General features: G+C 66.2%; 25 protein-coding genes, 1 tRNA gene and 1 pseudogene. 11 read left to right on the top strand and 16 right to left on the bottom strand.

Annotation, left to right across the window (positions count from 1 at the left end; all coding sequences use genetic code 11):
• Window positions 1–9 precede the first annotated feature (9 nt).
• Together AB0L58_RS10655 and AB0L58_RS10650 are read right to left on the bottom strand one after the other, a co-directional pair.
• On the bottom strand, window positions 10–858 hold the full coding sequence (locus tag AB0L58_RS10655; RefSeq protein WP_364384358.1) for an LLM class flavin-dependent oxidoreductase: 849 nt from the start codon (window positions 856–858) through the stop codon (window positions 10–12).
• 352 nt (window positions 859–1,210) lie between these two features.
• Complete coding sequence (locus AB0L58_RS10650; RefSeq protein WP_364384355.1) at window positions 1,211–1,378, bottom strand: hypothetical protein; 168 nt, start codon at window positions 1,376–1,378, stop codon at window positions 1,211–1,213.
• Between AB0L58_RS10650 and AB0L58_RS10645 the strand changes: the two genes are divergently transcribed.
• Window positions 1,377–3,167, top strand: a complete 1,791-nt coding sequence (locus AB0L58_RS10645) for an ABC-F family ATP-binding cassette domain-containing protein (RefSeq protein WP_364384352.1) — start codon at window positions 1,377–1,379, stop codon at window positions 3,165–3,167. The two genes, AB0L58_RS10650 and AB0L58_RS10645, sit on opposite strands and share 2 nt — an antisense overlap.
• Window positions 3,168–3,183: 16 nt before the next feature.
• Here the strand turns inward: AB0L58_RS10645 and AB0L58_RS10640 are convergent, their stop codons facing one another.
• Both AB0L58_RS10640 and AB0L58_RS10635 read right to left on the bottom strand, forming a co-directional pair.
• A complete protein-coding gene (locus AB0L58_RS10640) occupies window positions 3,184–4,113 on the bottom strand; it encodes an Abi-alpha family protein (RefSeq protein ID WP_364384349.1) in 930 nt (309 codons plus the stop codon).
• Window positions 4,110–5,432: a hypothetical protein gene (locus AB0L58_RS10635; RefSeq protein ID WP_364384346.1), complete on the bottom strand. Its 1,323-nt coding sequence runs from the start codon at window positions 5,430–5,432 to the stop codon at window positions 4,110–4,112. Before AB0L58_RS10635 ends, AB0L58_RS10640 begins: the two co-directional genes overlap by 4 nt.
• Window positions 5,433–5,765: 333 nt before the next feature.
• Between AB0L58_RS10635 and AB0L58_RS10630 the strand changes: the two genes are divergently transcribed.
• Both AB0L58_RS10630 and AB0L58_RS10625 read left to right on the top strand, forming a co-directional pair.
• Window positions 5,766–6,644 (top strand): Abi-alpha family protein, encoded by an 879-nt coding sequence (locus AB0L58_RS10630; protein ID WP_364384343.1) that lies wholly within the window; start codon window positions 5,766–5,768, stop codon window positions 6,642–6,644.
• Window positions 6,645–6,744: 100 nt separating this feature from the next.
• Window positions 6,745–7,200 (top strand): annotated as a pseudogene (locus tag AB0L58_RS10625) (nuclear transport factor 2 family protein); the annotation flags it as partial.
• Window positions 7,201–7,370: 170 nt separating this feature from the next.
• Here AB0L58_RS10625 and AB0L58_RS10620 read toward each other — a convergent pair.
• Entirely contained in the window at window positions 7,371–8,969 is a 1,599-nt protein-coding gene (locus AB0L58_RS10620; protein WP_364384605.1) for a peptide chain release factor 3, read from the bottom strand.
• Between the two features lie 346 nt (window positions 8,970–9,315).
• On the opposite strand from AB0L58_RS10620, the gene AB0L58_RS10615 reads away from it, so the two are divergent.
• Both AB0L58_RS10615 and pth read left to right on the top strand, forming a co-directional pair.
• A complete protein-coding gene (locus tag AB0L58_RS10615; protein ID WP_364384340.1) occupies window positions 9,316–9,915 on the top strand; it encodes a 50S ribosomal protein L25/general stress protein Ctc in 600 nt (199 codons plus the stop codon).
• A 24-nt stretch (window positions 9,916–9,939) separates the two neighbouring features.
• Window positions 9,940–10,521: an aminoacyl-tRNA hydrolase gene (pth, locus tag AB0L58_RS10610; RefSeq protein WP_364384337.1), complete on the top strand. Its 582-nt coding sequence runs from the start codon at window positions 9,940–9,942 to the stop codon at window positions 10,519–10,521.
• A gap of 18 nt (window positions 10,522–10,539) precedes the next feature.
• On the opposite strand, the gene AB0L58_RS10605 is transcribed toward pth, so the two are convergent.
• On the bottom strand, window positions 10,540–12,177 hold the full coding sequence (locus AB0L58_RS10605) for a fatty acyl-AMP ligase (protein WP_364384334.1): 1,638 nt from the start codon (window positions 12,175–12,177) through the stop codon (window positions 10,540–10,542).
• 144 nt (window positions 12,178–12,321) lie between these two features.
• Complete coding sequence (locus tag AB0L58_RS10600; RefSeq protein ID WP_364384331.1) at window positions 12,322–13,020, bottom strand: lysophospholipid acyltransferase family protein; 699 nt, start codon at window positions 13,018–13,020, stop codon at window positions 12,322–12,324.
• 113 nt (window positions 13,021–13,133) lie between these two features.
• On the opposite strand from AB0L58_RS10600, the gene AB0L58_RS10595 reads away from it, so the two are divergent.
• A complete protein-coding gene (locus tag AB0L58_RS10595) occupies window positions 13,134–13,721 on the top strand; it encodes a TetR/AcrR family transcriptional regulator (RefSeq protein ID WP_364384328.1) in 588 nt (195 codons plus the stop codon).
• A 143-nt stretch (window positions 13,722–13,864) separates the two neighbouring features.
• Here AB0L58_RS10595 and AB0L58_RS10590 read toward each other — a convergent pair whose 3' ends face one another.
• Both AB0L58_RS10590 and AB0L58_RS10585 read right to left on the bottom strand, forming a co-directional pair.
• Entirely contained in the window at window positions 13,865–14,782 is a 918-nt protein-coding gene (locus tag AB0L58_RS10590) for a ribonuclease Z (protein WP_364384325.1), read from the bottom strand.
• Window positions 14,782–15,960 carry an aminotransferase class V-fold PLP-dependent enzyme gene (locus AB0L58_RS10585; protein ID WP_364384322.1) on the bottom strand — a complete coding sequence of 393 codons (1,179 nt, stop codon included), beginning with the start codon at window positions 15,958–15,960 and terminating at the stop codon, window positions 14,782–14,784. The genes AB0L58_RS10590 and AB0L58_RS10585 overlap by 1 nt, the downstream gene beginning before the upstream one ends.
• Before the next feature lie 268 nt (window positions 15,961–16,228).
• On the opposite strand from AB0L58_RS10585, the gene egtA reads away from it, so the two are divergent.
• From egtA to egtD, 4 genes are all read left to right on the top strand, one after another.
• Window positions 16,229–17,560, top strand: coding sequence for an ergothioneine biosynthesis glutamate--cysteine ligase EgtA (egtA, locus tag AB0L58_RS10580; protein WP_364384319.1), 1,332 nt, complete (start codon window positions 16,229–16,231; stop codon window positions 17,558–17,560).
• 54 nt (window positions 17,561–17,614) lie between these two features.
• Complete coding sequence (gene egtB, locus AB0L58_RS10575) at window positions 17,615–18,955, top strand: ergothioneine biosynthesis protein EgtB (protein WP_364384316.1); 1,341 nt, start codon at window positions 17,615–17,617, stop codon at window positions 18,953–18,955.
• Window positions 18,956–19,034: 79 nt separating this feature from the next.
• Window positions 19,035–19,868, top strand: a complete 834-nt coding sequence (gene egtC, locus AB0L58_RS10570; protein WP_364384313.1) for an ergothioneine biosynthesis protein EgtC — start codon at window positions 19,035–19,037, stop codon at window positions 19,866–19,868.
• On the top strand, window positions 19,865–20,836 hold the full coding sequence (egtD, locus tag AB0L58_RS10565; protein ID WP_364384310.1) for an L-histidine N(alpha)-methyltransferase: 972 nt from the start codon (window positions 19,865–19,867) through the stop codon (window positions 20,834–20,836). The genes egtC and egtD overlap by 4 nt, the downstream gene beginning before the upstream one ends.
• 17 nt (window positions 20,837–20,853) lie before the next feature.
• Here egtD and AB0L58_RS10560 read toward each other — a convergent pair whose 3' ends face one another.
• The 7 genes from AB0L58_RS10560 to AB0L58_RS10530 all read right to left on the bottom strand — a co-directional run bounded on the left by AB0L58_RS10560 (window position 20,854) and on the right by AB0L58_RS10530 (window position 25,700).
• Entirely contained in the window at window positions 20,854–21,504 is a 651-nt protein-coding gene (locus tag AB0L58_RS10560) for a DUF2461 domain-containing protein (RefSeq protein WP_364384307.1), read from the bottom strand.
• Between the two features lie 34 nt (window positions 21,505–21,538).
• Window positions 21,539–21,979: a DUF4190 domain-containing protein gene (locus tag AB0L58_RS10555; RefSeq protein ID WP_364384303.1), complete on the bottom strand. Its 441-nt coding sequence runs from the start codon at window positions 21,977–21,979 to the stop codon at window positions 21,539–21,541.
• 39 nt (window positions 21,980–22,018) lie between these two features.
• Window positions 22,019–22,279: a hypothetical protein gene (locus AB0L58_RS10550; protein WP_364384300.1), complete on the bottom strand. Its 261-nt coding sequence runs from the start codon at window positions 22,277–22,279 to the stop codon at window positions 22,019–22,021.
• 55 nt (window positions 22,280–22,334) lie between these two features.
• Complete coding sequence (locus AB0L58_RS10545) at window positions 22,335–22,937, bottom strand: hypothetical protein (RefSeq protein ID WP_364384297.1); 603 nt, start codon at window positions 22,935–22,937, stop codon at window positions 22,335–22,337.
• A 109-nt stretch (window positions 22,938–23,046) separates the two neighbouring features.
• Complete coding sequence (locus AB0L58_RS10540) at window positions 23,047–24,027, bottom strand: ribose-phosphate diphosphokinase (RefSeq protein ID WP_364384294.1); 981 nt, start codon at window positions 24,025–24,027, stop codon at window positions 23,047–23,049.
• The gene (gene glmU, locus AB0L58_RS10535) at window positions 24,024–25,514 is read right to left on the bottom strand and encodes a bifunctional UDP-N-acetylglucosamine diphosphorylase/glucosamine-1-phosphate N-acetyltransferase GlmU (protein ID WP_364384291.1); all 1,491 of its coding nucleotides are present in this window, start codon (window positions 25,512–25,514) and stop codon (window positions 24,024–24,026) included. The genes AB0L58_RS10540 and glmU overlap by 4 nt, the downstream gene beginning before the upstream one ends.
• A gap of 115 nt (window positions 25,515–25,629) precedes the next feature.
• Window positions 25,630–25,700 (bottom strand) — tRNA-Gln (locus tag AB0L58_RS10530).
• Window positions 25,701–26,118: 418 nt separating this feature from the next.
• On the opposite strand from AB0L58_RS10530, the gene AB0L58_RS10525 reads away from it, so the two are divergent.
• Window positions 26,119–26,733, top strand: a complete 615-nt coding sequence (locus AB0L58_RS10525; RefSeq protein ID WP_364384602.1) for a TetR/AcrR family transcriptional regulator — start codon at window positions 26,119–26,121, stop codon at window positions 26,731–26,733.
• Window positions 26,734–26,762 lie beyond the last annotated feature (29 nt).

Raw genomic sequence — 26,762 nt, 5'->3', positions numbered from 1 at the left:
GTTTCGTCGTCAGGCGATGACGTCGGCGAGGCGGTCTACCTGGTCGGCGTCGCGGCCGTAGCAGTAGAGCATGACCTCGTCCGCGCCGAGATCCTCGAATTGGCTTATGGCCGTGCGGATCTCGGTGGGCGTGGTAAGCATTCCGGCGAGCATGAAGTCGGCACGACCGCTGAATTCGTAGTAGGCGCCCATCGAGGTGCGGGCGTCGACGATGAGGTCGGGCGCGCCGAGCGCGACATTGACCTGGGCGACAAAGCGGGGCGCACCGTCGCGTCCGTGTTCCTGCCACGAACGGCGGGCGGTGTCGAAGAGGCCGCCGGCCCACGATGGTGCGGCGGCGGCGAGAAAGCCACCGCCCCAACGGCCGACACGATCGATGGCGGCCGGCTGGAAGCCGCCGAAGAGTAGTTCGGGTCCCTCGGGACGCAGCGGCGCCGGACCGATCGGCCCACAGTCGGTGCCGTACGGCCGGCCCGACCACAGGCGGCGCATGATCTCGAGTTGTTCGTCCAGGCGGCGGCCGCGGGAGCGCAGGTCGGTGCCGGAGGCGATGTGATCATCTTCGCGACCGCCGACGCCGAGGCCGAGCACGAAGCGGCCACCGGATATGCGATCGAGGGTGGCGGCCTGCTTGGCGAGCAGTGTCGGCTCGCGCAGCGGCGCGATGAGCACCTCGGTCTGCACCTTGATGCGGCTGGTGGCGCCCGCGATCATGCCGAGCGCGACCAATGGTTCGGGATTGTCGTAGACGAGCCGGTCGAGCAGACCGAGGGTGGAGAACGGACCCGCATCGGCGCGGCGGGCCCAGTCGAGCAGGGCGGCGGGATCGGAAATGGGCAGACCAAGTCCGACGTGCATGAGGAACCTCCAGATAAGGCGTAGTTGAACCGTGCCGCCCTACGCACCTCGACCTCGAGGTGGGGCTCCTATTCTGCGGCTATACCCAGGAGCGCCATCGCTAACATTGTTCGTAACGAACACTGTTCGCTGAGACGACTCTAAACGAACGCCGTTCGTCGCGCAAGTCGCCGGGGTCGTCGGTTCGCTGGTCGGGGACCCGGCCTGGCGAGGTTCACGACGATTCCCACGAGTGCGCACGCCCCATGTGGTGCGGAACTGCGATAAGTGGCGTGTCCACGCGAACTCCAACGGCGGATCCGGTCGCGCCGCGGTTCGCCGAGCAGTACACCGCGGCGGGCGACTGCGGTGGTCAGGAGCGTTCCGGGTAGGTCAGCCGCGACGAGGAGAACGAGCGCGGCGTGGTGTGCCCGGACGGCGGCACCGCGCGGGCGTTCGGTGGGGCGGCGGCGCGTTCGCGGTGCTCGGTACGCTTGCGCGGGGAGAGCACACGCCCGGCGCATGACTCGGAAGGATCCATGTCCAACCTGATCAATCTCGAACAGGTCTCCAAGAGCTTCGGAATCAAACCGCTCCTGGACAACGTTTCGCTCGGTATTCACGCGGGCGAGCGGATCGGTGTCGTCGGCCTGAACGGCGGCGGCAAGACCACCCTGTTGGAGGTGCTGACCGGGCTCGAGTCGCCCGACAGTGGCCGGGTGAGCCGGGTCGGCGGGCTGCGCATGGCGGTGGTGACCCAGCGTGGGGTGCTGCCCGCGGGCGCGACCGTCGGATCCGTGGTGCTGGCCGGACTGGCCGATGATGCGATGACGGATGAGGTGGCCGAACATGAATGGGCCTCGGATCCGCGCATCCGTTCGGTGATGGCGGGTATCGGCATCGAGGGCCTCGGTCTGGATACCTCCGTCGACAATCTCTCCGGTGGCGAGCGTCGCCGCGTCGCACTGGCCGCTGCGCTGGTTCGCGACCTCGACCTGCTCGTTCTCGACGAGCCGACCAACCATCTCGATGTCGAGGGCGTGCAGTGGCTGGCCCGGCATCTGCTCGAGCGCCGCAGCGCCCTGGTGGTCGTGACCCACGATCGCTGGTTCCTCGACACCGTGGCCACCGACACCTGGGAGGTCGTCGGCGGCAAGGTCGAGAGCTACGAAGGTGGTTACGGCGATTGGATTTTCGCGCGTGCCGAGCGGGCGCGGCAGGCCGACGCCGCCGAGGCCAGGCGCGCGAATCTGGCGCGCAAGGAGTTGGCCTGGTTGCGGCGCGGTGCGAAAGCCCGCACCTCCAAACCGCGCTACCGGGTGGAGGCGGCCGAGGCGCTGATCGCCGATGTGCCGCCGCCGCGCGATAGCGTCGCACTGGCCGCATTCGCGCGAAAGCGCCTGGGCCGCATCGTCATCGAGCTGGAGGATGCCACCCTCACCACCCCGGACGGCCGAGAGTTGGTGCGCGATTCGACCTGGCGCCTGGCGCCGGGAGAGCGAGTCGGCCTGGTCGGCGTGAACGGCTCCGGTAAGACGACGCTACTACGCACGCTGGCCGGTGCCGTCGAACCCGCTGCAGGCAAACGCATTCAGGGACAGACAGTCCAGATCGGTTGGCTGCGACAGGAACTCGACGACCTGCCGACCGAGCTGCGGGTGCTGGAAGCGGTACAGCAGATCGCGCAGCGAATCACGCTGGGGGATAAGGAAATCTCCGCCGGTCAGCTGGCCGAACGCCTCGGCTTTACCCCGGCCCGGCAGCGCACCCCGGTCGGCGACCTATCCGGTGGCGAGCGCCGCAGGCTGCAATTGACCCGCATCCTGATGTCCGAACCGAATGTCCTGCTTCTGGACGAGCCGACCAACGACCTGGACATCGACACCCTGCAGCAACTGGAAGACCTGCTCGACAACTGGGCGGGCACCCTGGTCGTGATCAGCCACGACCGCTATCTGATCGAGCGCATCTGCGACTCCACCTGGGCCCTGTTCGGCGACGGAAAGCTCACCAACCTGCCCGGCGGCATCGACGAATACTTGAAGAAGCGCGCCGCATCGAGCTCCGCCACCACGCGATCGGCCGAGCCCAAGCCCGCCGAAACCCCCGCGACCGATTCCGCCACCTACCGCGCCGCCCGCAAGGAACTGGCCAAATTGGAGCGCACCATCGATAAACTCACCGAACGCGAACAACGCCTCCACACCGCACTGGCCGACGCCGCCACCGATCCGGACAAGCTCATCACCCTCGGCAGCGAGCTCAAACAGGTCCTGGCCGAAAAGGAGTCCGCCGAGGAGCGCTGGTTGGAACTGGCCGACGGCGCCTGATTCGAGCAGCGCCGATCTAGCTGGTGCCGGAGACGCGCCCGTCCTGGACGACAACCGGCAGGCAGGTTTGGACGAAGTCCGCGCCGAAGCCGGTGAGTGCGATGCTGCGGTAGTAGACCTTGGTGCCGAAACCAGAGCGCTTCAATACTTCTCGGACGGGGGATTGGGCTTCGAGGAGTTGGTAGCGGTTCGGGTTGCCCACCGGTTCCTTGACGAATTCGATTAGGCCGAGGCGGCGCAGGTTGGGCAGATATTGCTGGATGCGGTTGGGGAACCGCAGGCCCGCGTGCTCGCCGATCAGGTTGAGCCCGGTGAGGATTCGCTCGACACCGAGGGCGCGCGGGCGTCCGGCGCGGATATCGATCGAGGGCTGCGGGCCGTCGAGGTGCAGGAAGCGCAGGATGCGCGCCTCATCGGGGGTCAACTCCTCGAGCATGCGCGCGAAGGCGGGGTGGGTTTCATGGTGCTCGCCCTGCGTACTCGCCGACAGCCGCAGCAGCGCGGCGCCCTGTTCACGCAGTGTGGGAACGGCGTCGGTCGTGGGCTGTTCGGGCGTGGCGGGCAGCCGCAACGCGCGCCGCACCGCGTCCCGAACCTCCGCCTCCGCCTCGGCCAGCACCGCACGTGGCGGATTTCCGGCGATACTGCCGCGGACCACGGTCGCCCCGACGCCGAGCGCGGTATCGATGCTCCACGCGGTCACCCCGGCCGCCGCGCTCACCGCGACTCGAGCGACCCCGGTGGTCGCCCGAACGGTCTTGCGTACCGAGCCGGGCTCCCGCTTCGACGCGGCCGCTTCGACCTCGCCGACAGGCAGCCGCGCGATTTCGGTCGATTGCCCGTCGGATGATTCGGAAGTTGTTGCGGTGTCGGCCACCTCGGACTGGTCCGCGTGCTCGGAGCTCTGCCCGGCGGCCCGCAGATCGTCGTCGCCAGCTTCCGTCATAGCCATGTTGTCGCCACTCCCGTTCCGAAGATCAGGATGTGAGCGTATCCGGCGAAGAGACCCAACACGCCGCCATGGAGAAAAAGGAGCCATTCGTCCTGTTTGATGGCCGAACGCAGCATATCCACGAAGTCGGGGGGCGATAGCGCCGACATCTGTTTGGCGATGTAGTCGTTGATTTGCCTGCCCTGCTGGACGTTGAAGTCCGGATCCGCGAACGCGATCGGCGCGATCGACATCGCCTCGGTGGTCAATGTCGACTGCAGCGAGTCGTACTCCCGGCTGCCGAGCATGAACTTCACCGCCGGTCGCGCCGGGCCGAGCGCTCGGTCCGCGGCGGGGCGCAGCGTGTCCTCGAGCATCTGCATGGTCCGGTCCGAGCGTGGACCGTTCAGCAGCTCGTCACCGATATTGGCGACGGTCATCACCTGGCTGGAGACCAATTCCGCGTAGCCGTCGGTGATTTCGAGCTGCCGCTTGATCAGCAGGCCCTGCCGCCACGGGCACCACCACTTCGGGTACGCGGGCGCGAAGATCATATTCAGGCCGATCCAGTTGACCACCCAGCCGATGACGACGCCGCCGATCGGCAGCACCACCAGCGACGACCAGCCGGTCAGATGCAGCACGGCGACCAGCACCACACCCATCGGCGCGCCGAAGTAGAAGCCGAAGTTCTGCATGAAGCGCAGTTCCTTGGCGCCGAGCACCTGGAAAAGGGTGTTGAGCAGATGCGGACGCGCCTGGAAATAGCGGATGACCATCTGCTTGACGTCCAGCAGTTGATCGATATTGGCGCCCAATTCCTCGGTCAGCTCGCGCAGAATATCGGGCAACTGCTGGCGGACCCGCGCGTGAATCATCTCGCGTACACCGATCGGCAGGTTGTACCAGAGTTGCGGATGTTCGCGGCGCAGGATTTCTTCGACGATGTCTTTGATCTGCGCGTCGGCGATAGTGGCGAGATGTTCGGCAAGCTTGTCCGGTTCCAGTTCGCGATAGAAGTCGGCGACGCTACCGAGTTTCGCCAGCCCCTTGTCGACCGCGATGCTCGCCATTTTGTCCGCACGTGAGGGCACGATGCCCTGCCAGCCCATTCGCCCGTCGTAGCTCAGCAGCGGCAGCACCTGAATTCGCTTGGGCAAGAAGGGAAACAGCGCACGCAATCCGGGTAAACGAATACCGTGGAAGGCGACCGGCTTGAACAACATCAGGATGCCGGTCCAGTTGGTGATGTAGCCGATGATGCCAGTGAAAAGGGGGATAGTCACTAATTCCAGGAGGACCGTCGGATGCACCCCGAAAACACTCTCCAACACGACACCCTCCTGCCGATATACCGGTGACCGCCGCCTCACCGGCAACCCAAACTAGCACCCAGTCGGCAGACGGACCCTACTGTGAGGTCGAGAAGCCGGTCCACCGCGAGTGTCCGGGGCCACAGCAGATTGTCTGAGACATCAGTCACACTGTGTGTCCAGAATGTCGTACTGTCAACAAGCGCCGGAGACAATGTCGACCATCGCGCGTCCGATGGCAGGGGTCGGCGTGTTTTGCCGGGCCAGTCCGCTCGCGGTACGGCATACCTGGAAGGCTGGCGGGCAATAATCTGTGGGCGTATTCGTTCACTTGGCAATACATCGGAGTAGAACGTGACAGACGACAGGACCGGACAGGACATGGCCAGGGCCGGTTCCCGCTCGGTGGAGCGCTCGGATGTCGAACAGCGGCAGATCAGCAATGAGGCGCGGCTGATTCGCGGTGTGTTCCGAGCGGCGGGGCTGGCGGCGGGCACCGTGGTGCGCGGCAGTCAGTGGGCCGTCGAGACGACCTATGAGGTGACCAAGGAGATCACCCAGGCCGCGCTCGACGGTGAGTCGTCGGCGGATATCGCCGAACGCACCGGTAATGCGTTGCGCTCCATCGCGCGCAGCGCGCTCGGCGTCACGGAGGGCTCGGTTCGCGAAATCGTCAGCTACGTACCGACTTCCAACGGGAGTGCGCCGCAGCAGGCACCGATCGGCATCGGCGCGCCGATGCGCTCGGCCAGTAGTGAGGAGTTGCGCCGCCGCGGCGATGCGCTGCTCGCCCGGTCGGCCGATGTCTACTTCACCGAGGACGTGCACCCCGCCTACGACCGGATCCTCGACGAGTTGGCTCCGGACGAGGCACGCATTCTTCGGTTCATGGCATTGAACGGTCCGCAGCCGTCGGTCGATGTGCGTACCAATCGGCCGCTCGGCATCGGCTCGGAATTGGTGACCGGTGATCTCACTTCGGTTCCGGAACAGGCCGGTGTCCGTTATCCGGACCGCGCGCGCACCTATCTGATCAACCTCAACCGCCTCGGCCTGACCCAGGTTTCCGATGATCCGGTGGTGCTCAGCCGGTACATGGTGCTCGAGGTGCAGCCGGTGGTCGAGGCCGCGCTGAAGAAGGCCGGACGCGCGCCCAAGATCGTGCGCAAGAGTCTGCGGCTGACCGAATTCGGCAGCGACTTCTGCAACACCTGCTTCACTATCGGGAACTGACCCGCACGGTTGACCGCTGGTTTCGGCTCGAAGTGATAGCAATCTGATACAAATCTCCCAATCTCCGTAGCGCGGCGACTTCGAATGGGATTGTTGAGATATGGACCGGGATGCTGTGTCGGCGATCAGTCGCCTGAAGTTCAGGTATCTGCGCACCCTCGACACCAAGTCGTGGGATGAATTCGCGGACACCATGATCCCGGAGGCGACCGCCACCTACAGCGAATACCTGCAGTTCGAGTCGCGGGACGCATTCCTGGCGTTCATGCGCAACACGCTCGGACCGCATGTCATCACCGAGCACAGATGCGACCATCCGGAGATCGATGTCGAGGGAGACACGGCCACCGGCACTTGGTATCTCGCCGATACCGTGCTGATACCGGCGCACAACATGCTGTTGCGCGGCGCGGCGTTCTATACCGATCGCTACGTCCGCTGCACCGATGGTCAATGGCGCATCGCGCATACCGGATATGAGCGGACCTATGAGGTGGTCCTCTCGCTCAGCGATCTGCCGAGCCTGCGGCTGACGTCGAGTCGCTGGGGGCTGATCGCGCGCGAAGACGGCATCGCGGCGGTCGAACGCGATCCCGGCACCACCACCCCACTGTGGCGCGAGCCCCCGCCGGAGGCGGCGGAACCCGAGACGGGTGAGCGCATCGGCCCGAGCGCTGCGACTGTGCGGGATTCGGAATCGGGCCGCGAACGGTCGCGGCGGCTGTCCTAGTCGGCCGTGGCGACCAGCGGCTCGAGCGTGAGCTTCGGATGCTCCTTCTCGATGTACTGCAGCCGCCATTTATCGCTGAACAGCGCCAACAGCACCCCGTCGGAGCGGGTGAACACCTCGACCCCGCGCTGCCGATCGAGTTCGGCCATCGACTCCGCATCGGTGCGCCGCGCCAGCGTGTAGGGCAGGTGCTCCATATGGGTCTCGACATTGAACTCCGCCAGCATCCGCGCGGTGACGACCTCGAACTGCATCGGACCGACCGCGGCGAGCACCGGTGACGCGTCACCGCGCGCGTCATTGCGCAGCACCTGCACCACGCCTTCGGAATCGAGCTGATCGATGGCCTTGCGGAACTGCTTGTACTTACCCGCACTCTGCGCCCGCAGCACCGCGAAGTGCTCCGGCGCGAAGGACGGGATCGGCGGGAACTCCACCTTCTTGTCCACGAACAGCGTGTGTCCGGGCGCCAGCGCGGTGGCATTCACGAGGCCGACCACATCACCCGGGTAGGCGGTGTCGACGGTGGAGCGCTCGCGCCCGAAAACCGTGAGCGCGTATTTGGTCGCGAACGGCCGACCGGTCTGCGCGTGCGTGACAACCATGCCGCGTTCGAATTCACCGGAGACAATCCGCATGAACGCGAGCCGATCCCGGTGTGCCGCATCCATTCCGGCCTGCACCTTGAAGACGACCGCGCTGAACGGATCGGTGGTGTCGCGCGGCGTGCCGCCGATGTCGGCACGCGAACCGGGTGCGGGCGCCAGTTCGACCAGGGTCTCCAGCAGTTGTCGCACCCCGAAATTCAGCATCGCCGAGGCGTAGATAACCGGGGAGGTCTGCCCGGCCAGGAACATCTCCTGATCGTGGTCCTGCCCGGTAGCCGAGAGCAGTTCGCTCTCCTCGGCGGCGGTCGCCCACGCCTCGCCCTCGCGGGCCTCGGCCGATTCCGGATCTATCGATTCCTCCGGCGCGATGGTCGCGCCACCCGCGGTCCGGGTGAAGTGGATGTATTCGACGGCCGCCCCCTCCGGACCGCGACGTAGCAGTCCCCGGAAGTCACCGGCGATGCCGACCGGCAAGAACAGCGGGGTCGGCGTGAGGCCGATCCGCTCGCCGATCTCGTCGAGCAGTTCCAGCGGCGCGCGGCCAGGACGGTCCCATTTGTTGATCACGGTGACGACCGGTATACCGCGATGGCGACACACCTGGAACAGCTTGAGCGTCTGCGGCTCCAGACCCTTGGCGGCGTCGATGAGCATGACCGCCGCATCCACGGCGGTGAGTACGCGGTAGGTGTCCTCGGAGAAATCCGAGTGGCCAGGGGTGTCGACCAGGTTGATGACGTTATCGATATCCGAGCCCGCGGCGCGGTAGTTGAACTGCAGCGCGGTCGAACTCACGGAGATACCGCGCGCCTTCTCCATCTCCATCCAGTCCGACACGGTGGATTTGCGCCCGGCCTTGCCATGGATCGCGCCGGCCTCGGAGATCATTCTGGCGTGCAACGCCAGCGCCTCGGTGAGCGTCGACTTGCCCGCGTCGGGGTGGGAGATCACCGCGAATGTGCGTCGCCGGGCGACCTCGGCGGGCAGACCACGCGGGGCGGGCGTGACGACACCCTCAGTGGAGGCGGTCAACTTCAACAACCTTTCAGACGGCCGATCGGCAACCGCTCCAGCGTACGCGACCGGGATGACGACCGGCCTACCAGTCCGACCACCCGATTCAGCTGGACATAAACACTTGCGCTATGGTGTTCGGGTTGTCTCGGCGAGGGTGACCGCAGACGTAATGCGTTCACCGTGATCGACGCGGCCCGGCTCTCGGCCGTCCTCGTTCGGTCTTCGCCAGACGAATAGACCAACCTTTGCCAGGGCGGATAACAGTCCCTGGCGCACTGTTGACAGCCCGCAAGAGCCGTAGGGAGTAGATCCAGTCATGTCCGACGCCAACGTTCTCGAAGCAGCCGTCCGCACGGAGTTCGGCAAGGGCGCCGCCCGCCGCACCCGTCGCGCTGGCAATGTTCCCGCCGTGCTGTACGGCCACGCCGCCGACCCGCAGCACCTCTCGCTCAACGCCCAGGCCTTCGCCGCCATCCTGCGCGAGCACGGCACCAATGCGGTGCTGAACCTCGTCATCGACGGCAAGAAGCAGCTCGCGCTGACCAAATCCGTTGTGGTGCACCCGATTCGCCGTTACATCGAGCACGCCGACCTGCTCATCGTCAAGCGCGGCGAGAAGGTCACCGCCGATGTGAACGTCACGCTGACCGGTGAGGCCGGCCCTGGCACCCTGGTCACCCAGGAATCCACCACGCTGTCCATCGAGGCCGACGCGCTCAACATTCCAGAGGCCATCGAGGTCTCGATCGAGGGCGCCGAGGCCGGCACCCAGATCACCGCCGGTGCGATCGAACTGCCCAAGGGCGTCACCCTGGCCGGTGACCCGGAGGCCCTGATCGTCAACATCATCGCCGCCCCCGCCGCCGAGGCTCCGGCCGGGGAAGAGGGCGCCGCCGAGGCCGAGAGCGCCGAGTAAGAACTCCCCGGGTCGGTTGTCCGCATGACCGAATCCTCGACCGGGCCCGCGCTGGTGGTCGGACTTGGCAATCCAGGTCCGGAGTACGAGCGCACCCGGCACAATATCGGCTTTCTGGTCGCCGACGTGCTCGCGCAGCGCGTCGGCGGCCGTTTTGCCGTCCACAAGAAGTCCGGTGCCGATCTGTTGCAGGCCCGGCTGGACGGGCGTCAGGTGCTGATCGCCAAGCCGCGCTCGTTCATGAATCTTTCCGGGCGACCGGTCGCGGCGCTGGCGAAATTCTTCTCGGTGCCGCCGACCGAGGTGATCGTCGTGCACGACGAACTGGATCTACCGTTCGGTCAGGTCCGACTCAAGCGCGGCGGCGGTGAGGGCGGGCACAACGGATTGCGTTCGGTCTCCAGCGCCCTGACCACCAAGGACTATCTGCGCACCCGCATCGGCATCGGCCGCCCACCGGGTCGCCAGGACCCGGCGGACTATGTGCTCAAGCCGTTTTCCGCGGCGGAGCGCAAGGAAGTGCCGGTGATCGTCGAACAGGCCGCGGACGCGGTCGAGCTGCTCCTGCGCGTCGGGCTCGAACCGGCCCAGAACCAGCTGCACTAGGCCGCGTTCGACTGCCGTTCAGCGCAAGTGGATGGCGGTGGCGGAGCGGCGCAGCTTGCCCGAGGAGGTTTTGGGGAGGGCACCGGGGCCGAGGACGGCGACGGTGCGGGGGCGGGCGCCGACTTCGGAGAACACCGCGTGCACGATTTCGCGTTCGATGCGCTTGACCTCGTCGCCATTCTGGTAGTCGTTGCTTTCCACAACGACGGCGAAGCTTTCGCGCTTCTCACCCGCGTCCAAGCGGACCGCGACGGCATTGCCGGGGCGCACGCCCACCACGCGCATGGCGGCACGCTCGATATCCGTCGGGTAGATATTGCGGCCGCCCATGATGATGACGTCCTTGATCCGGCCGCACACCACGATCAGGCCCTCATCGGTGAAGTAGCCGATATCGCCGGTATCGAGCCAGCCGTCCGCATCCTGCGCCGGGCGGAACCCGTTGACCGTGACATAGCCGGAAGTGACCGCGGGACCGCGCAGTTCGATCACGCCGACCGAACGGGTCGGCAGCGGCTGGCGTTCCGCATCGACGATCCGGCCCTCCAGATTGTCGACCAGGTAGCCGAGTGTCGGCAGTCGGCGGACAGTGCCGTGGCCATCGTGTGCCGGTACGGCCTTGCCCAGTGCCTCCAGCAGGTCGGCATCGATGATGTCGAGGATCTGCCCGTGTCCGGGATCCGGAATCGATACGGCCAGCGTGGTTTCGGCCATGCCGTAGACCGGGGTGAGCGCCATCGGATTGAGCCGGAAGCGTTTGCCGGCGGCGGCGAGGGCCTCCATGGTGTCCGGATCGACGGGCTCGGCGCCGTTCCACATGTAACGCACGCTGCTGAGATCGTAGGCGCCGTCCTCGGCCTGCTTGAGCCGGCGGGCCAGCAGTGAGTATGCGAAATTCGGTGCCGCTGTGACCGTGCCGCGGTACTTGTCGATCAGCTCGGCCCACAGCAGGGGACGCATCAGGAAGTCGATGGGCGTCACGCAGACCACTTCGGCGCCGAATTGCATGGGGACGCTGAGGAATCCGACCATACCCATATCGTGGAAAAGGGGCAGCCAGCTGATCATCACATCGTCGTCGAGCTGGAACTTCACCCGATCGAACATGGCGTAGGCGTTGACGTAGAAGTTCCCGTGCGTGATCCGCACCGCCTTCGGCGATCCGGTCGAACCGGATGTCAACTGCTGCAACGCGATATCGGTCTCCACGGTGGGCACCGGATCGGTCTCCTGGCAGTCGCGCAGTTGATCGATGCGCACGACGGTGATGCCGCGCTCGCGCAGCAGTGGTTCGGCGGCCTCGAAGGGCGCGCCGAGCACTACCGCGCGCGCCTCGATCATGGACAGCACGGTTTCGGTATCGCGGGCCCAGACCACCAGATCGGTGCGCGGGGTCGGTTGATGCAGCATGGTGATCGACGCGCCGCGCATCCAGATGCCCTGACAGGCCGGTGCGATATCGACCGGCATCCCGGCCAGCACGCCGACCGCGTCGCCGTGTCCGATACCGGCCGCCGCCAGTCCGCCGGCCATCCGGCGCGCGATCCGGTGGATCTCGCCCCACGTCTGCCGTAGCGGCGCGTTCGGCTCCCCGGTCACCAGCCCGCGAACCGAGGTTTGCGCCGTCGCGTACATCTCATCGGTGAACCTGCTCAAGTCCAACTCCTGATTACCACGGTGCGATGGCCGGACGTGCGCCGGCCTGCTTCCAACTATCCCGCCAATTCTGCTTTGCGTTAACGGTTCCGGGCGGTAGGCGGAGGACTTGTCGGATCTGGTCGGTTGATCGAGGGCGCGAAGCTACGAACGGTTCGAACCGAAGGTGGCGGCGTAGCGGTCGACATAATGGCGGCCGGACCGGGTTGCCAACTCCCGCATCAGCTCGTCGGTGGCGGCGCGGACGTGGCAGGCGGGTGCTTCGGTTCCGATGCCGACCATCGGGCTCGGGGTGAGTTGCGGGTAGCGACGCGGCGTGCCGAAGCTGATGCGCACCTTGCCGAAGCGCGGCAACCGGCGGCCGCGTGGATTCACCTTGTCGGTGCCCGAAAGCACCACCGGGATGACCGGAGCGCCGGTGGCCATGGCGACGCGCAGTGCGCCGGTGCGGCCGCGATAGATGCGGCCGTCCGGAGAACGGGTGCCCTCCGGATGGATGGCCCACACCCCGCCGGATTCCAGGATTTTCGTGGCGGCGGCGAGTGCGTCCGCGGCGGCGGTGCCGCCGGTGCGATTCACCGGGACCTGACCCACGACGGTGAAGAACCAGCGCTGGAACCGGCCCTTGAATCCGGTACCGGTGAAGTATTCCTGCTTGGCCAGGAAGGTGACCCGGCGGCGCAGGACCAGGGCGAGATACATCGAGTCGAGCATCGCCAGGTGGTTGGCGGCGATGATGACCGGTCCGGTGCGCGGTACGTGCCGCAGCCCTTCCACCGCGGGGCGACCGAGCAGTCGCAGCAGCGGGCCGAGCAGGACGTACTTGAACAACCGGTACCACACATGAGCCTCCGAAAAAGTTGTGTAGACACTGTCTACCGCACGAGTGTAGACAGCGTCTACGATTGTCAATAGGGGATTTGGGCCTTTGTGACGCAGTCGGCAGGAGTGATTCGATGACCGTCGAAGACAATGTCTCCACAGGGGCGAGCGAGCCGCTGCGAGAGCGATTGGTCGGCGCCGGCGTCGACTTGCTCGAGGAGGTCGGCGCGGCCCAGTTGGGTCTGCGTGCGATCACCCGTGCGGCCGGGGTCTCCCACGGTGCGCCGCGCAGACATTTTCCGACACACCGCGCGCTCTTGGCCGCCATCGCGGCGCGTGGTTTCGCCGATCTCATCGAGCGGTTCGCGAAGGCGGCGGAGGGGGTGACCACGCCGCGGGAGCAACTCCAGGTCATGGCGGGCGAATACGTCGAGTTCGCGGGTGCGCGCCCCGAGATGTTCACGCTGATGTTCCGCCACGATCTGCTCGAGGGTTCCGGCGAGAATTTGCGCTCGATCACCCTGCCGCTGTTCGAGCGCTTCGCCGCGTTGGTCGCCGCGGCCGCACCCACCGCAACCGATCCGCGGGCCACGGCTATCGCGCTGTGGACCAACCTGCACGGCATCGCCGCGCTCCAGGCGAACCGGAGTCTGCGGCTTGTCGTCCCCGCAACGGACACACGCGCTCTCGTTGCCCAAGTCCTCGCACTGCACCTGGCCTGACAGCCGCACCGTTGTCTGTCTCCGCATGGGCGGGATCGGCTGTGAATCCGGTGTCGGGTGTGGATCTACGCAGTGTGTCCGAATTCCGGCAGCGGGTGCGGATCCCGGCTCACGCGCGATCTGCTCGCCGGTGCCTCTCGGGGCTAACGTCGTTGTGGAAGTGGGATTTTCGCGAGATCGGTGGCGACGAAGATCTCGCCGGTGAAGTACGCGGACGCCTCGGCACGGTGGCCGTCGAGATCGCGGTAGCGCTGGGAGAAGTGGGTAAGGACCAGGGTGCGCGCGCCCGCCTCGGCGGCGACCCTGGCCGCCTGCCCGGCCGTGAGATGACCGTATTCCGCGGCGAGGTGGGCGTCGGCGTCCAGGAAGGTCGCCTCGATCACCAGCATGTCCACGCCCGAGGCGAGGGTCGCTACGCCAGGGCAGAGCCGGGTGTCCATGACGAAGGCGACGCTCTGGCCTGGCTTCGGCGTGCTGACCTCGGTCAATGTGATTGTGCGCCCGTTGAATCGGATTCTGCCCGCGCGTTGCAGTTGCCCGACCGCCGGGCCGTGCAGGCCGTACGCGGCGAGCCGCTCCGGCAGGATGCGCACACCGCTCGGTTCGGTGAGCCGGTAGCCGAACGTGTCGACCGGATGCGATAGCGCGACCGCTTCGAGGACGAACGGCGCGCCGGGCGCATCCAGCACACCCGGATCGGCGATCGGATGCGGCCGGAGCTCGACGGTGCGATAGAAGGAGCTGGCGTTGCTCAGCCGATCGAAGAACACCTCACCTGAGGCGGGGTAGTACACATCGACCGGATGGGCGACCTTGTCGAGATTGATTCGTTGGACGATGCCGGGGAGTCCGAGGCAGTGGTCGCCGTGGAAATGTGTCACCGCGATCCGGGTGATATCGGTGACCGACACGCCCGCATACATCATCTGCCGCTGGGTGCCCTCGCCCGGGTCGAAGAGGATACCCTCCTCGCCCCAGCGCAGCAGATACCCATTGTGGTTGCGCTGCTTGGTCGGAACCTGACTCGCGGTGCCGAGGACGACCAGTTCGCGAGGTGACATCAGAGCGTCGCGACCGCGCCGACGAACCGGTCCAGTTCCTCGAACGTGACGAAGCAGTGCGGCGAGGCACGCACCACCGAATCCAGACCGCGGGCGGTCATATCCAGCAGCGTAGAGCTGGCATGACTCGCAGTCACCGTAATATTCTGGGCCGCAAGGCGATCGCGCACCTCGACGGCGGATTTCCCGTCGACGGTGAACGAAACGATGCCGCTGTGCCGAATTCCGATGTCGCGCACCGTGATCCCGTCGATTTCCGGCAGCGACTTGCGCAGGTGTTCCGCGCGGGCCGCGATCGCGTCGTAGACGTCCTCGGGGCCGAGTTCGAGCAGATATCGCACGGCCGCGCCGAGACCGAGTCGCGCCGCGACATCACATTCCCAGAATTCGAATCGACTCGCATCGGGTGCGAGGGAATACTGCTGTGGACCGGTCCACTGCGCACTGTGCAGGTCCAGCCGCTGCGGCTCCAGCGATGCGGCCAATTCCGGTCGCACATAAAGGAATCCGGTGCCGCGCGGCCCGCGCAGCCATTTGCGACCGGTGACCGAGAGCGCGTCGACATCGAGTTCGGCCACGTCGATCGGCAGCTGTCCGGCCGACTGGCAGGCATCGAGCAGCACCAGCGCGCCGACCGAATGCGCGATCCTGGTGGCTTCGGCGGCCGGGTTGACCAGACCGCCGTTGGTCGGTGCGTGCAGCACCGATACCAACTCGACCCGTTCGTCGACCATGTCGGCGAGGGCGTCGAGGTCGATCTGGCCGCTGCTGTCGCTGGGAATCTGTTCGACCACTGCACCGGTCGCCTCGGCGCGCTGCAGCGCGGCGATGGCATTGCTCGCATAATCGGCACCGGAGATGAGGATCCGGTCGCCGGGTGCGAGTGGCACCGAATAGAAGAAGTCGGCCCACGCGCGGGTCGCGCTATCGCTGAGCGCGATGCTGGTGGGATCGGCGTTGATGAGCCTGCCGATATCGGTTTTCACCGTGGCGAGATCGTCGAGTCGCTCGTTCGCCGCGCGGTAGCCGCCGATTTCGGCCTCGCGTCGCAGATGCGCCACAACGGTATCGACGACGACTCGGGGCGGCAACGACGAGCCCGCGCTGTCGAGGAAGACAAGATCGGATCCGGAACCGTAGACCGGTATGTCGGCGCGTACGCGATTCTCGTCGAGCATGGCCTCGACAGTATCGCCGAAATCGGGGCATTGGGCCGTCGCACGAGTCGGCGCAGGTCCGGGGCACGGTACGTGCGTGCCCCGCTGTGCATGGCCACGAATTCAGAATCTTGTCACGTTTCTTGTCGGTGCCCCTCGCTACGCTGGTTTGGGTCGGTGCAATGGAATACGACCGGCATCCACGGCGATACAGAGCTACCTGAACAACGACCGGCAGCGCATACGCAGCACGGCTACGGTTACCCGGTTTCACACGGTGGAGGTTGGTATGGCGGTCACGCTCGAACATCCGGCGCGGGCCATGGCGCTGGAAAATGGTGAACTGTCCTCACGGGCCGCGGCCGAGGCCTATCTCGAGAAAATCTGCTTCAAGCTGGGCCCACCGACGCTCATCGGCGCCGAACTGGAATGGCTCACCGTGCAGGGTGAGTGTTCGTCGTCCGGCCCATCGGCCGCCCCCCGCCCGCAACTGGCTGCACTCGCAGATGCACTCGGACCCTATGCACCGCGGTCCATCGCCCCCGATTCACCGGCACTTCCGCTGCCAGGGGGCAGCCGGGTCACCATCGAACCCGGCGGTCAGATCGAACTCTCCAGTGCCCCGTTCGCCGCTGCCGCGCAGTTGTGCGAGGGTTTGCACACCGATGCTCGGATGCTGCGGGATCTGCTCGAATCCCGATCCATCCGCACCGTCTCCGTCGCCGCCGATGCGGACCGCCGCCCCAAGCGGGTCCTGCGGTTACCCCGCTATCGCGCCATGGAGCAGTCCTTCGGCGGAATCGGCCCGTTCGGCAAATTGATGATGTGTAATACCGCCGCGACGCAGGTCAGCGTCGATGCCGGCGTGGATCGCGCCGAGGTCACCGCCCGATGGAATGCGTTGTACACGATCGGTCCCGCGCTATTGGCCGCCTTCGCCTGCTCGCCCGAATTGCACGGCGCGCCGGTGGGTGCCTGGGCATCACAGCGCATGCGCACCTGGTTACGTCTCGACCACGCTCGCACTCGTCCCGCGGTGGACTCCTGGCCGGACCCGGTCACCGGCTATGCGCGCTGGGCCCTGGATGTCCCGCTGCTGTGCGTTCGTCGCCCCGATGGCATATCCGGCAACGGCGGCGGTGACGGCTGGTCCGCGCCGCCGGAGGCGACCTTCGCGGACTGGTTGTCCGGTGCGCTGGACGACGAGATCGGCAGGCGACCCGATATCGGCGATCTCGACTATCACCTGACCACGTTGTTCCCGCCGGTACGGGCCGCCGGACACCTCGAGGTCCGCTACCTGGACGCTCAGCCCGATAACGACTGGACCGTCCCGATCCATGTCTTCGACGCCCTGCTGTCGTCGCCGGCGGTTATCGCCGAGGCGACGGCGCTCGCCGCGCCACTCGTGGGCCGCTGGCTCGACGCGGCGCGCTGCGGGTTGGCCGATCCGGAGATCCGAGGCGTCGCGGTCGAGTTGCTGACCTTGGCTGCGGCTCATGCGGCGAGTCCGGCGGCGGCCAGCGAGATCGAATCCGCAGCCGAGCGATGTCGCAGCGGTCGCACCCCGACCGATGAACTCGTTTCGCAGCGTGCGGATCGGCCCGAGGACCATGCGTGACCGTGGCCCCGCAGCCGCGCGTCGCCGACCAGAACGAGTTCGGAGATACCCATCGTGACCATTCAGTACCCCGCGACAGATAATTCCGGCACCGAACAATTGCGGGACCGGATCGCCGAAGTGCTCACCCGGGCAAGGGATCGCACCACCGGCCTCACCACCCTCGATGAAGCGGAGCTGGTCGCCCAGCATTCGAGGCTGATGAGCCCACTCGTCTGGGATCTCGCCCATATCGGCAATCAGGAAGAGCTCTGGCTGGTGCGCGATGTCGGCGGCCGCGAAGCGGTCCGCGCCGATATCGATGAGCTGTACGACGCCTTCAAACACGCTCGTGCCAATCGCCCGGAACTTCCGCTGCTCGACCCCACCCAGGCCCGTGACTATGTCGGCACCGTGCGCAACCGGGTGTGGGATGTTTTGGAAACCAGCGCTTTACGCGGTGATCGGCTGGTCGACGGCGGCTTCGCATTCGGCATGATCGCCCAGCACGAGCAGCAGCACGACGAAACCATGCTCGCCACCCATCAATTGCGCACCGGCCCCGCCGTGCTGTCCGCGCCCGCCGCGCCGGCGGCATCGGCTTTGGTCGGTGGCGAAGTCGTCATTCCCGCAGGCGAATTCACCATGGGCACCTCGACCGACCCGTGGGCACTGGACAATGAGCGCCCGGCACATCCGGTGCACGTGTCCGCCTTCGCCATCGACGTCGCGCCGATCACCAATGCGCAGTACCTGGCCTTCATCGCCGACGGCGGCTATGGGCGGCCCGAGCTGTGGTCCGAGCGCGGTTGGGCGCACCGACAGCAGGCTGGCCTGCTGGCGCCGCAGTTCTGGGAGTGCGATCCGGCCGGGCACTGGTGGCGTCGGGTATTCGGCGTGATGACGCCGGTGCGTCCGCAGCAGCCGGTGGTGCACGTCTGCTGGTTCGAGGCCGAGGCCTACGCGACCTGGGCTGGAAAGCGACTACCCACCGAGGCCGAATGGGAGAAGGCGGCGCGCTTCGATCCGAAGTCCGGGACTTCGCGCCGCTACCCGTGGGGCGATACCGAACCCGATTCCGCCACCGCGAATCTCGGCCAGCGACACCTGGAACCCGCCGAGGTCGGCGCATACCCGGCCGGTGCCTCCCCGGCGGGTGTGCACCAGCTCATCGGCGACGTATGGGAATGGACCGCATCGGGTTTCGAGGCATATCCGGGCTTCCGCGCCTTCCCGTACGCCGAATACTCGGATGTCTTCTTCGGCGGCGACTACCGCGTGCTGCGGGGCGGCTCCTTCGGCACCGATCCGGTCGCCTGCCGCGGCACCTTCCGCAACTGGGACCATCCCATCCGCCGCCAGATCTTCTCCGGCTTCCGCCTGGCCCGCGACCTGCGAAAAGGCGAGGGCGAGTGAGGGTATCGATAGCGGCTGCGGTGCCACGGCGGCCGTCCGGCGCCCCAGCCCGATGCATGCCGGTGGAAGGTGGGCGCTGATGTGTCGTCAACTCGGTTACGTCGGTCCGCCGGTGCGGGTGGGCGACATGTTGACCCTCGGTTCGCATTCCCTGCGGACACAGGCGTGGGCACCTGAGGATATGCGCGGGGGTGGCACGATAAATGCGGATGGGTTCGGGGTGGCCTGGTGGCGTGACGACGATGGCGTGACTGTCAGTCGGTATCGCAATGCGGCACCCATCTGGACCGATCCGGCAGTGGAAGAGGTACTGCCGCAACTGGAGTCGTGGGCGGTAGTGGCGGCGGTTCGCTCGGCGACCGTGGGCATGCCGATCGAGCGGAATGCCTGCGCGCCGTTCACGCATGGTCGATGGGCGTTCAGCCACAACGGTATGGTGCCCGATTGGCGGCGGGCCCTCAGTGCCGTCGCCGAGGAATTCGGCTCCACCGCAACCGAACTCGGCGCTGGTCCGCTGTTCGACCCCGCGCAGTTGCTGGAGGCCGAATCCGCGACCGATTCGGCGACGCTCTGGGTGATCCTGCGCGGTCTGCTCTCGACCGACACTCCGGACGGTTCGTGGGCGGCGGCACCGGCGGCATTGAGTCTGCTGGTCTCGGCCGTACTGGACCGATCACCGGGCGCCCGGCTGAATCTCCTGCTCGGCGATGGCCGGCAGTTGTGGGCGACCACCGTCTACCACTCGCTGTCGGCTCTGGTCACCGATGATTTCGCCATCCTGTCCTCGGAACCCTTCGACGACGACCCGCGCTGGCAGCCGATTCCCGATCGACAGCTGGTCAGCGCCCGCCCCGGCGCGCTGTCCGTCACACCGCTACTCGACGTTCCAAGCACGAAAGGCTCACTCCTATGACCGCACCGACGCTGGAGATCCACCTATCCGACGACGACCTCACCTCGGCGTTGCGCGCGGATGCCGGGCTCGGCCTCACCGCGGACCCGAAATCGTTGCCACCCAAGTGGTTCTACGACGCGCGCGGCAGTGAACTGTTCGAGCAGATCACCGCACTCCCCGAGTACTACCCGACCCGCACCGAACGCGCGTTGCTGGAGCGGGTCGTCGGCGAGATCGCCCGCACCGCGCAGGCCGAGGTCCTGGTCGAACTCGGCTCGGGTTCGGCCGCCAAGACGCGGCTGCTGCTATCGGCCCTGACCACCGAGGGACCGCTGAAAACCTATGTTCCGCAGGATGTCTCGTCCGCCGCGCTGCGGGCCGCCGCCGCGGAGATCGCGGCCGAATTTCCCGGCCTCGCGGTACACGGCGTGGTCAGTGATTTCACCGACACCCTGCACAATCTGCCGCGCGGCGGCCGACGCATGATCGCGTTCCTCGGCGGCACCATCGGCAACCTCGTCCCCACCGAACGGGCCGAATTCCTGGCCGGTATCTACGAGGTGCTGGAGCCGGGTGAACGGCTGCTGCTCGGCGCAGGCCTGGTCATCGATCCCGCCGTACTGGTCCCCGCCTACGACGACGCGGCCGGTGTCACCGCCGAATTCAACCGGAATGTATTGCATGTCTTGAACGGCCGCCTCGACGCCGATTTCGAACCGGACAAGTTCGCCCACGTCGCCATCTGGGATGCCGAACAGGAGTGGATCGAAATGCGCCTGGAGGCTACCGAAGATATGACCGTGACCGTCCGCGAGCTGGACCTCACCGTTCAGTTCGCGCGCGGCGAGCAGATGCGCACCGAAATCTCCGCCAAATTCCGCGTCGACGGGCTGGACGCCGAACTGGCCGCGGCCGGATTCAAGACCGAACAGGTCTGGACCGATTCGGACGACCGATTCGCTCTCGTCCTCGCCGCCCGTGGCTGAACTTACCGACCCATCCCCTAGGTACGAGCGGGCGCACCACTGACCACCGCGCCCAGCCATTCGATGAAGGGCCGCATCGCCTCCCAGGTGGTGCGGACCTCTTTGGCGGCGCGCGGCTTGTCCAACCAGGCCGGTGCGCCGAATTCCTTGCTGCAGGTCAGCGATTTGTGCCGCAGCAGATCGATGCGTGGGTGGTCGGCGTCGTACCCCTTCGGCTTGGTCTTCAACTGCTCGCCGCCGATGGTGAATCCGGCCTTGGTGAGTTTCCCCAGGATCTGCTCGAGCTCCGCGCCGCGGACCTCGTCATCGATGGTGGCGCGCAACTGGGCGATCTGGGCCGGGGAGCCCGCATAGAATCCGCCGCCGACGAACAGTCCGGCCGCGCTGATCTGCACATACCAGCCCGTACCTGGTGCCACGCTGACTACGGCGCCCTGCGCCGTCTTGTAGGGCACCTTGTCCTTGGAGAAGCGCACATCCCGGTACGGGCGGAAAATCTTGGCGGTCCCGAAGTCCGCCTCCAGCTCGGCGGTCAGCGCGACCATCGGCGCCTTGACCGAGTCCTCGTAGACATCTTTGTGTGTGGTCCAGAAGGCCTTCGAGTTATCGGCTTCCAAATCCTCGTAAAAGTCCAGCCCCGCGAGTGGGAACCCACCGAATCGACTCATGGTGACCAAGGTACGACGCGCATCCGGCGCACGGTCAGTTGGAGTCCGGGATCATGCTGCCGCTGAACACGGCATAGACGAGGACGAGTCCGATGATCAGCGAGATCGTCGATGCGATCGCGGCCCATTTGCCGAGGGATTCGCCCTTTTTGTGGCCGACGATGCCCAGAATGATGCCGACCGGGCCGAATAGGTAGGGGCAGAACAACAGGGCGATGCCCGCACAGACGAAGCCGATGAGCGACAGGGGCTGGGCGCCCGATCGTGGTCGGGGTGCGGAGTTCGACTGCGGGGTGTAGGCGGGATAGCCGCCGTACGGGGTTTGCGAGGTGGCATCGGTGATCGGCGGATAGACGGTGCCGGGCTGATCGCGGTCGTAGCGTGCCGCGGCCGTGTCTTCCCGGGGTTCCGGTTGTCCCCGCTCCGGTTTCTCGGGCGACCCATCGTCTCGTTCGGGATGCTGCGGAGTGGTCATCGAACTGTCCTCGTGTCGTCCGGCCGGCGGGGAGGCGGGCTATAGGTCCCGGTCGTTGACGATCTCCATCGCGGCGACCTCTGCGGGCCGCTCGTCCTCCTCGGCGAGTTCGGCGGCCCGGCGGTGTGGGGTCCACTCCTGTTCGAGTTCTTCGCCGATGCCGAGTCGGCCATCGTCCTCATTTTCGCGATAGCGAATCTGCAGGTCATTGGGCGGATCCTCGACATTGCGCCGGTACGCGCGAATCTCGTATTCTTGCTTGTCGTCCCCCATGTCCATATCGAGCGGGTCACGGTCCATACCCCCAGTATCCCCCTCGATATCGGTGGCAAACGGGGTCCGCCTGCGCACCGGGTCAGCTGAAGGCCCCGAGGAACCCGACGAAGGCGATGACCAGGACGACCGCGATCGCCAGTACCGCGCCGTTGGCGATGGCCGCCCACTTGCCGAGCGATTCGCCCTTGTTGTGGCCGATGATGCCGAGGACGATGCCCGCCGGTCCGGTGATCACGATAGGCAGTCCGCAGAACAGCACGACCGACAGTGCGGTCGCCGCCAGGCACGAGAAGCTGATGATCGAGAAGATCGGGACATCGGATTGCCGAGGCGACGTGTAGGGCTGGTACGGATAACTCGGATACGCACCAGGCGGGTGCGGATAGCCGGGTTGTCCGACGTAAGGACCGGCTTGCGGGTAGCTCGGTGGATATGGGGGTGGCGGTGGGTAGGCGGTGGGCTGCCGATACCCGGCGGGTGGGGTGTACGGTGGTGGGTTTTCCGGCGAAAACGGTTGTCCTGGTTGATCAATCGGCGTCGGATCGACACCCGGCTCCGCCGACCAGACCTTGGTCGCGTCCACGTTGTCCCGTGGCTGGGCGACCTGCGTCGGCTCCGCAGCCGGCGGGTCCTGCGACTTCCCGAGATCGACGTTCGGTCGAGGATCTTGCGGTGTAGTCATGGCGGCTCCCCCTTCTCATGGCCCCCTGGGAATACGCCCGACAAGGCGATGGCGGCCCGAACAGTGTCCGAGCCGCCATCTTACAAACGTCCCACGCAGTACCTGCCGGTCAAGCGTTGCCGTTGAAGAGTCCGGTGACCGAACCGTTCTCGAAGACCTCGCGAATCGTGCGGGCCAGCAACGGCGCGATCGACAGCACGGTCAGCTGCGGGAACTTCTTCTCCTCGCTGATCGGCAGCGTATTGGTGACCACGACCTCCTTGGCGCCACAGGTGGCCAGGCGCTCGGCGGCCGGATCGCTCAGTACGCCGTGCGTCGCGGCGATGACCACATCACCGGCACCGGCCGCCTTGAGCACCTTGACCGCGCCCGCGATGGTGCCACCGGTGTCGATCATGTCGTCGATCAGGATGCAGGTGCGGCCCTCGACCTCACCGACCACGCGGTTGGCCTTGATCTGATTCGGTACCAGCGGGTCGCGGGTCTTGTGGATGAAGGCCAGTGGCGAACCGCCGAGCGAGTCGGCCCACTTCTCCGCGACGCGCACCCGACCGGAATCGGGGGAGACCACGGTGATGTGCTCGAGGCTGTAATTGTTGCGCACGTACTCGGCCAGCTGCAGCTGTGCGTGCATGTGATCTACCGGGCCGTCGAAGAAGCCCTGGATCTGATCGGTGTGCAGGTCGACGGTGATGATGCGGTCCGCGCCCGCGGTCTTCAGCAGATCGGCGACCAGGCGGGCCGAGATGGGCTCGCGGCCGCGGTGCTTCTTGTCCTGCCGGGCGTAGGGGTAGAACGGCAGCACCGCGGTGATCCGCTTGGCCGAACCGCGCTTGAGCGCGTCGATCATGATGAGCTGTTCCATCAGCCACTGGTTCAGCGGAGCCGGGAAGCTCTGCAGCACAAAGGCATCCGAGCCACGCACGGACTCCTCGAACCGGACGAAGATCTCGCCGTTGGCGAAGTCGCGCGCGGTCTGCGGGGTGACGTGGACGTCGAGTTCCTTGGCCACCTGCTCGGCCAGCTCAGGATGAGCGCGTCCCGAGAAGAGCATCAGGTTCTTCTGGTTGTCGATCCATGACGCGGTCACTGCTGTTTGCCATCCTTTTGCTCGATTGCCTGACCGGACATCTCTTTGGTGGCGATGGCTTCCGCCGCCGCCCGTGCCGCGTCCGTCCCCGGACGGTTGCGCTGCACCCAGCCCTCAATGTTTTTCTGTGGCCCACCTGAAACCGCGAGTGCCCCCGGCGGAACGTTTCTACGCAGCACAGTACCTGCCGCCGTATACGCGCCGTCACCCACCGTCACCGGCGCGACGAACATGGTGTCGCTGCCGGTCCGCACATGTGATCCGACGACGGTGTGATGCTTTTTCACTCCGTCGTAATTGACGAAAACGCTGGAGGCGCCGATGTTGCTGTGCTCACCGATGGTGGCATCGCCGACATAAGTGAGGTGCGGCACCTTGGAGTGCGCGCCGATGGATGCGTTCTTGGTTTCGACGAATGCGCCGAGCTTCCCGGAATCGCCGACAACGGTGCCGGGCCGCAGATAGCTGAACGGTCCGATATTCGCACCGGGACCAATCACGGCCTGATCACCGTGGGTGCGGACAACATGCGCGCCCTCGCCGACGATGACATCGGTGAGCGTGGAATCCGGTCCGATTACCGCGTCCTCACCGATGACGGTGCCGCCGAGCAACTGCACTCCCGGCCGGATCTCGGCGTCCCTCGCGATTCGCACGCTCGCGTCGACCCAGGTGGTCGCGGGATCGATGATCGTGACCCCGGCGCGCATATGCCGTTCGAGGATGTAGCGGTTGAGGGTGCGCGCGGCCTCCGACATCTGCACCCGGTCGTTGACGCCGGTGACCTTGGCCGAGTCGAGCAGGCGTGCGCCGTGCACCGGATGTCCGGCCTCGCGGGCCAGTCGCAGCACATCGGTCAGGTACAGCTCGTGCTGGGCATTGGCGGTGGACAGGCGTCCGATCATGGTGCGCAGCACGGTCGCGTCGAAGGCGTAGACACCCGAGTTGACCTCGGTGATCGCCGACTGCTCCGGGGTGGCGTCGGCATGTTCGACGATTTCGGTGACCTGGCCGTCGGCATTGCGGACGATGCGGCCGTAGCCGTTCGGGTCGTCCGGTTCGAAGGTGAGCACGGTGACCGCGGAGCGTTCGGTATAGCTGCGGTGCTCGTCGAGCAGCGCGGACAGGGTGTGCCCGTCGAGCAGCGGCACATCGGCGGAGGTGACCAGCAGGTCACCGGTGAAATCCTCGGGAACCGCCGCAAGCGCGCACTGCACCGCGTGGCCGGTTCCGAGCTGTTGTTCCTGGATGGCGGTGGTGATGTCGCGGCCGAGTTCGGTGGCGACGGCGGCGACCGCGGCGCCGACTTGTTCCCGATCGTGTCCTACCACGGTGATGAGGAACGCGGGGTCGATCTCGTTGGCCGCATGCAGCGCGTGCGCGAGCATGCTTCGACCGGCCAGCGAATGCAGCACCTTAGGAGTCTTAGACCGCATTCGCGTCCCGGCACCGGCTGCGAGAACGACGACGGCGGTCTGCTGTGGCATGGATCTCCCTCGGCTGCCTGTCATCGTGCTTGGGCTGTCGTCGTGCTTGGTCAGCGCTGTCGTCGTGCTTGTTCAGCGATGTGCGCGGCCAACGATAAGCCATCGTGCCGATGTGCTCCGCCGCCAGGACTCGAACCTGAACTATCTGAACCAAAATCAGAGGTGCTGCCATTACACTACGGCGGATTGTCACACCGGCGGATCTGCGGAACCCGCCGCTGCGCCAGCGGCACGGCATGAATCCTCGCATGAAGACCTCCCATTCGTCGAACTGCTTTGCCGAATTAGTGCGTACCCGTCGCCGCAATCTGTCCGCACCGGTCGCGTTATCTGGGCCGATGCTCTCCCGCCTCCCGGAACTTTTGCTGGTCGTCGGGTGCCTCGACTTGTTTCCGTCGCGGGCCGGCGGCCAGGTGGGGGCTGGATTCTGGGTGTGCCCGACGAGTTACCCATGTTCGTGCGAGATCGGTTGTCGCTCTGGTGGACGGGGGTGACGGCAGGGGAGCTGGAGCTGTCTGGAACAGTTGGGGCCGACGACTATTGGCATGCGCGAGGAGGCGGGACGGTGTCTTCGAGTGAGCCGCCCAAGGTGTCCCGACCGCGGATGACGGGAACACAGCGGCGACAGCAGTTGATCGAGATCGGTCGCGCATTGTTCGCCGAGCGAGGTTACGACGCGACTTCGATCGAGGAGATCGCGCAGCGGGCCCAGGTCTCCAAACCCGTGGTGTACGAACACTTCGGCGGCAAGGAGGGGCTCTACGCCGTGGTCGTGGACCGCGAGATGTCGATGCTGCTGGACATGATCACCTCCTCGCTTACGCAGAATCGGTCCAGGATCCGGCTCGAACGGGTAGCGCTCGCCCTGCTGACCTATATCGAGGAGCGCACCGACGGATTCCGAATCCTGGTGCGCGACCAGCCCGCAGCCACCGCGGAGGGCCGCTATTCGAGCCTGCTGAACGAGGCCACCAATCAGGTCGCGCATATTCTCGCCGGGGACTTCGAGCGGCGCGGCTTCGATACCAGTCTGACCGGTTTGTACGCGCAAGCACTGGTCGGCATGGTCTCGACCGCCGCGACCTGGTGGTTGGACGAGCGGAAACCGTCGAAAGAGGTTGTGGCGGCACATCTGGTGAACCTGTGCTGGAACGGACTCAGTCATCTGGAAGCCGACCCGCAGTTGAGCTCGGAATGGCGTGCGGGCACGGAGGACTGACCGCATTGGTAGCCAGTGAATTGCGCACT

It is taken from the genome of Nocardia sp. NPDC052112, from assembly GCF_040680135.1.
GTDB lineage: Bacteria > Actinomycetota > Actinomycetes > Mycobacteriales > Mycobacteriaceae > Nocardia.
This window is presented reverse-complemented; position numbering and strand designations above follow the sequence as displayed.

What these genes read in the sequence shown, in the direction of transcription:
- AB0L58_RS10550 (WP_364384300.1), bottom strand. Translation starts at nt 22,279, where the DNA reads ATGGACCGTGACCCGCTCGATATGGACATGGGGGACGACAAGCAAGAA.
- AB0L58_RS10650 (WP_364384355.1), bottom strand. Translation starts at nt 1,378, where the DNA reads ATGGATCCTTCCGAGTCATGCGCCGGGCGTGTGCTCTCCCCGCGCAAG.
- AB0L58_RS10545 (WP_364384297.1), bottom strand. Translation starts at nt 22,937, where the DNA reads ATGACTACACCGCAAGATCCTCGACCGAACGTCGATCTCGGGAAGTCG.
- pth (WP_364384337.1), top strand. Translation starts at nt 9,940, where the DNA reads ATGACCGAATCCTCGACCGGGCCCGCGCTGGTGGTCGGACTTGGCAAT.
- glmU (WP_364384291.1), bottom strand. Translation starts at nt 25,514, where the DNA reads ATGCCACAGCAGACCGCCGTCGTCGTTCTCGCAGCCGGTGCCGGGACG.
- egtA (WP_364384319.1), top strand. Translation starts at nt 16,229, where the DNA reads ATGGCGGTCACGCTCGAACATCCGGCGCGGGCCATGGCGCTGGAAAAT.
- AB0L58_RS10655 (WP_364384358.1), bottom strand. Translation starts at nt 858, where the DNA reads ATGCACGTCGGACTTGGTCTGCCCATTTCCGATCCCGCCGCCCTGCTC.
- AB0L58_RS10645 (WP_364384352.1), top strand. Translation starts at nt 1,377, where the DNA reads ATGTCCAACCTGATCAATCTCGAACAGGTCTCCAAGAGCTTCGGAATC.
- egtD (WP_364384310.1), top strand. Translation starts at nt 19,865, where the DNA reads ATGACCGCACCGACGCTGGAGATCCACCTATCCGACGACGACCTCACC.
- AB0L58_RS10560 (WP_364384307.1), bottom strand. Translation starts at nt 21,504, where the DNA reads ATGAGTCGATTCGGTGGGTTCCCACTCGCGGGGCTGGACTTTTACGAG.
- AB0L58_RS10525 (WP_364384602.1), top strand. Translation starts at nt 26,119, where the DNA reads ATGACGGGAACACAGCGGCGACAGCAGTTGATCGAGATCGGTCGCGCA.
- AB0L58_RS10615 (WP_364384340.1), top strand. Translation starts at nt 9,316, where the DNA reads ATGTCCGACGCCAACGTTCTCGAAGCAGCCGTCCGCACGGAGTTCGGC.
- AB0L58_RS10585 (WP_364384322.1), bottom strand. Translation starts at nt 15,960, where the DNA reads ATGCTCGACGAGAATCGCGTACGCGCCGACATACCGGTCTACGGTTCC.
- AB0L58_RS10590 (WP_364384325.1), bottom strand. Translation starts at nt 14,782, where the DNA reads ATGTCACCTCGCGAACTGGTCGTCCTCGGCACCGCGAGTCAGGTTCCG.
- egtC (WP_364384313.1), top strand. Translation starts at nt 19,035, where the DNA reads ATGTGTCGTCAACTCGGTTACGTCGGTCCGCCGGTGCGGGTGGGCGAC.
- AB0L58_RS10595 (WP_364384328.1), top strand. Translation starts at nt 13,134, where the DNA reads ATGACCGTCGAAGACAATGTCTCCACAGGGGCGAGCGAGCCGCTGCGA.
- AB0L58_RS10555 (WP_364384303.1), bottom strand. Translation starts at nt 21,979, where the DNA reads ATGACCACTCCGCAGCATCCCGAACGAGACGATGGGTCGCCCGAGAAA.
- AB0L58_RS10640 (WP_364384349.1), bottom strand. Translation starts at nt 4,113, where the DNA reads ATGACGGAAGCTGGCGACGACGATCTGCGGGCCGCCGGGCAGAGCTCC.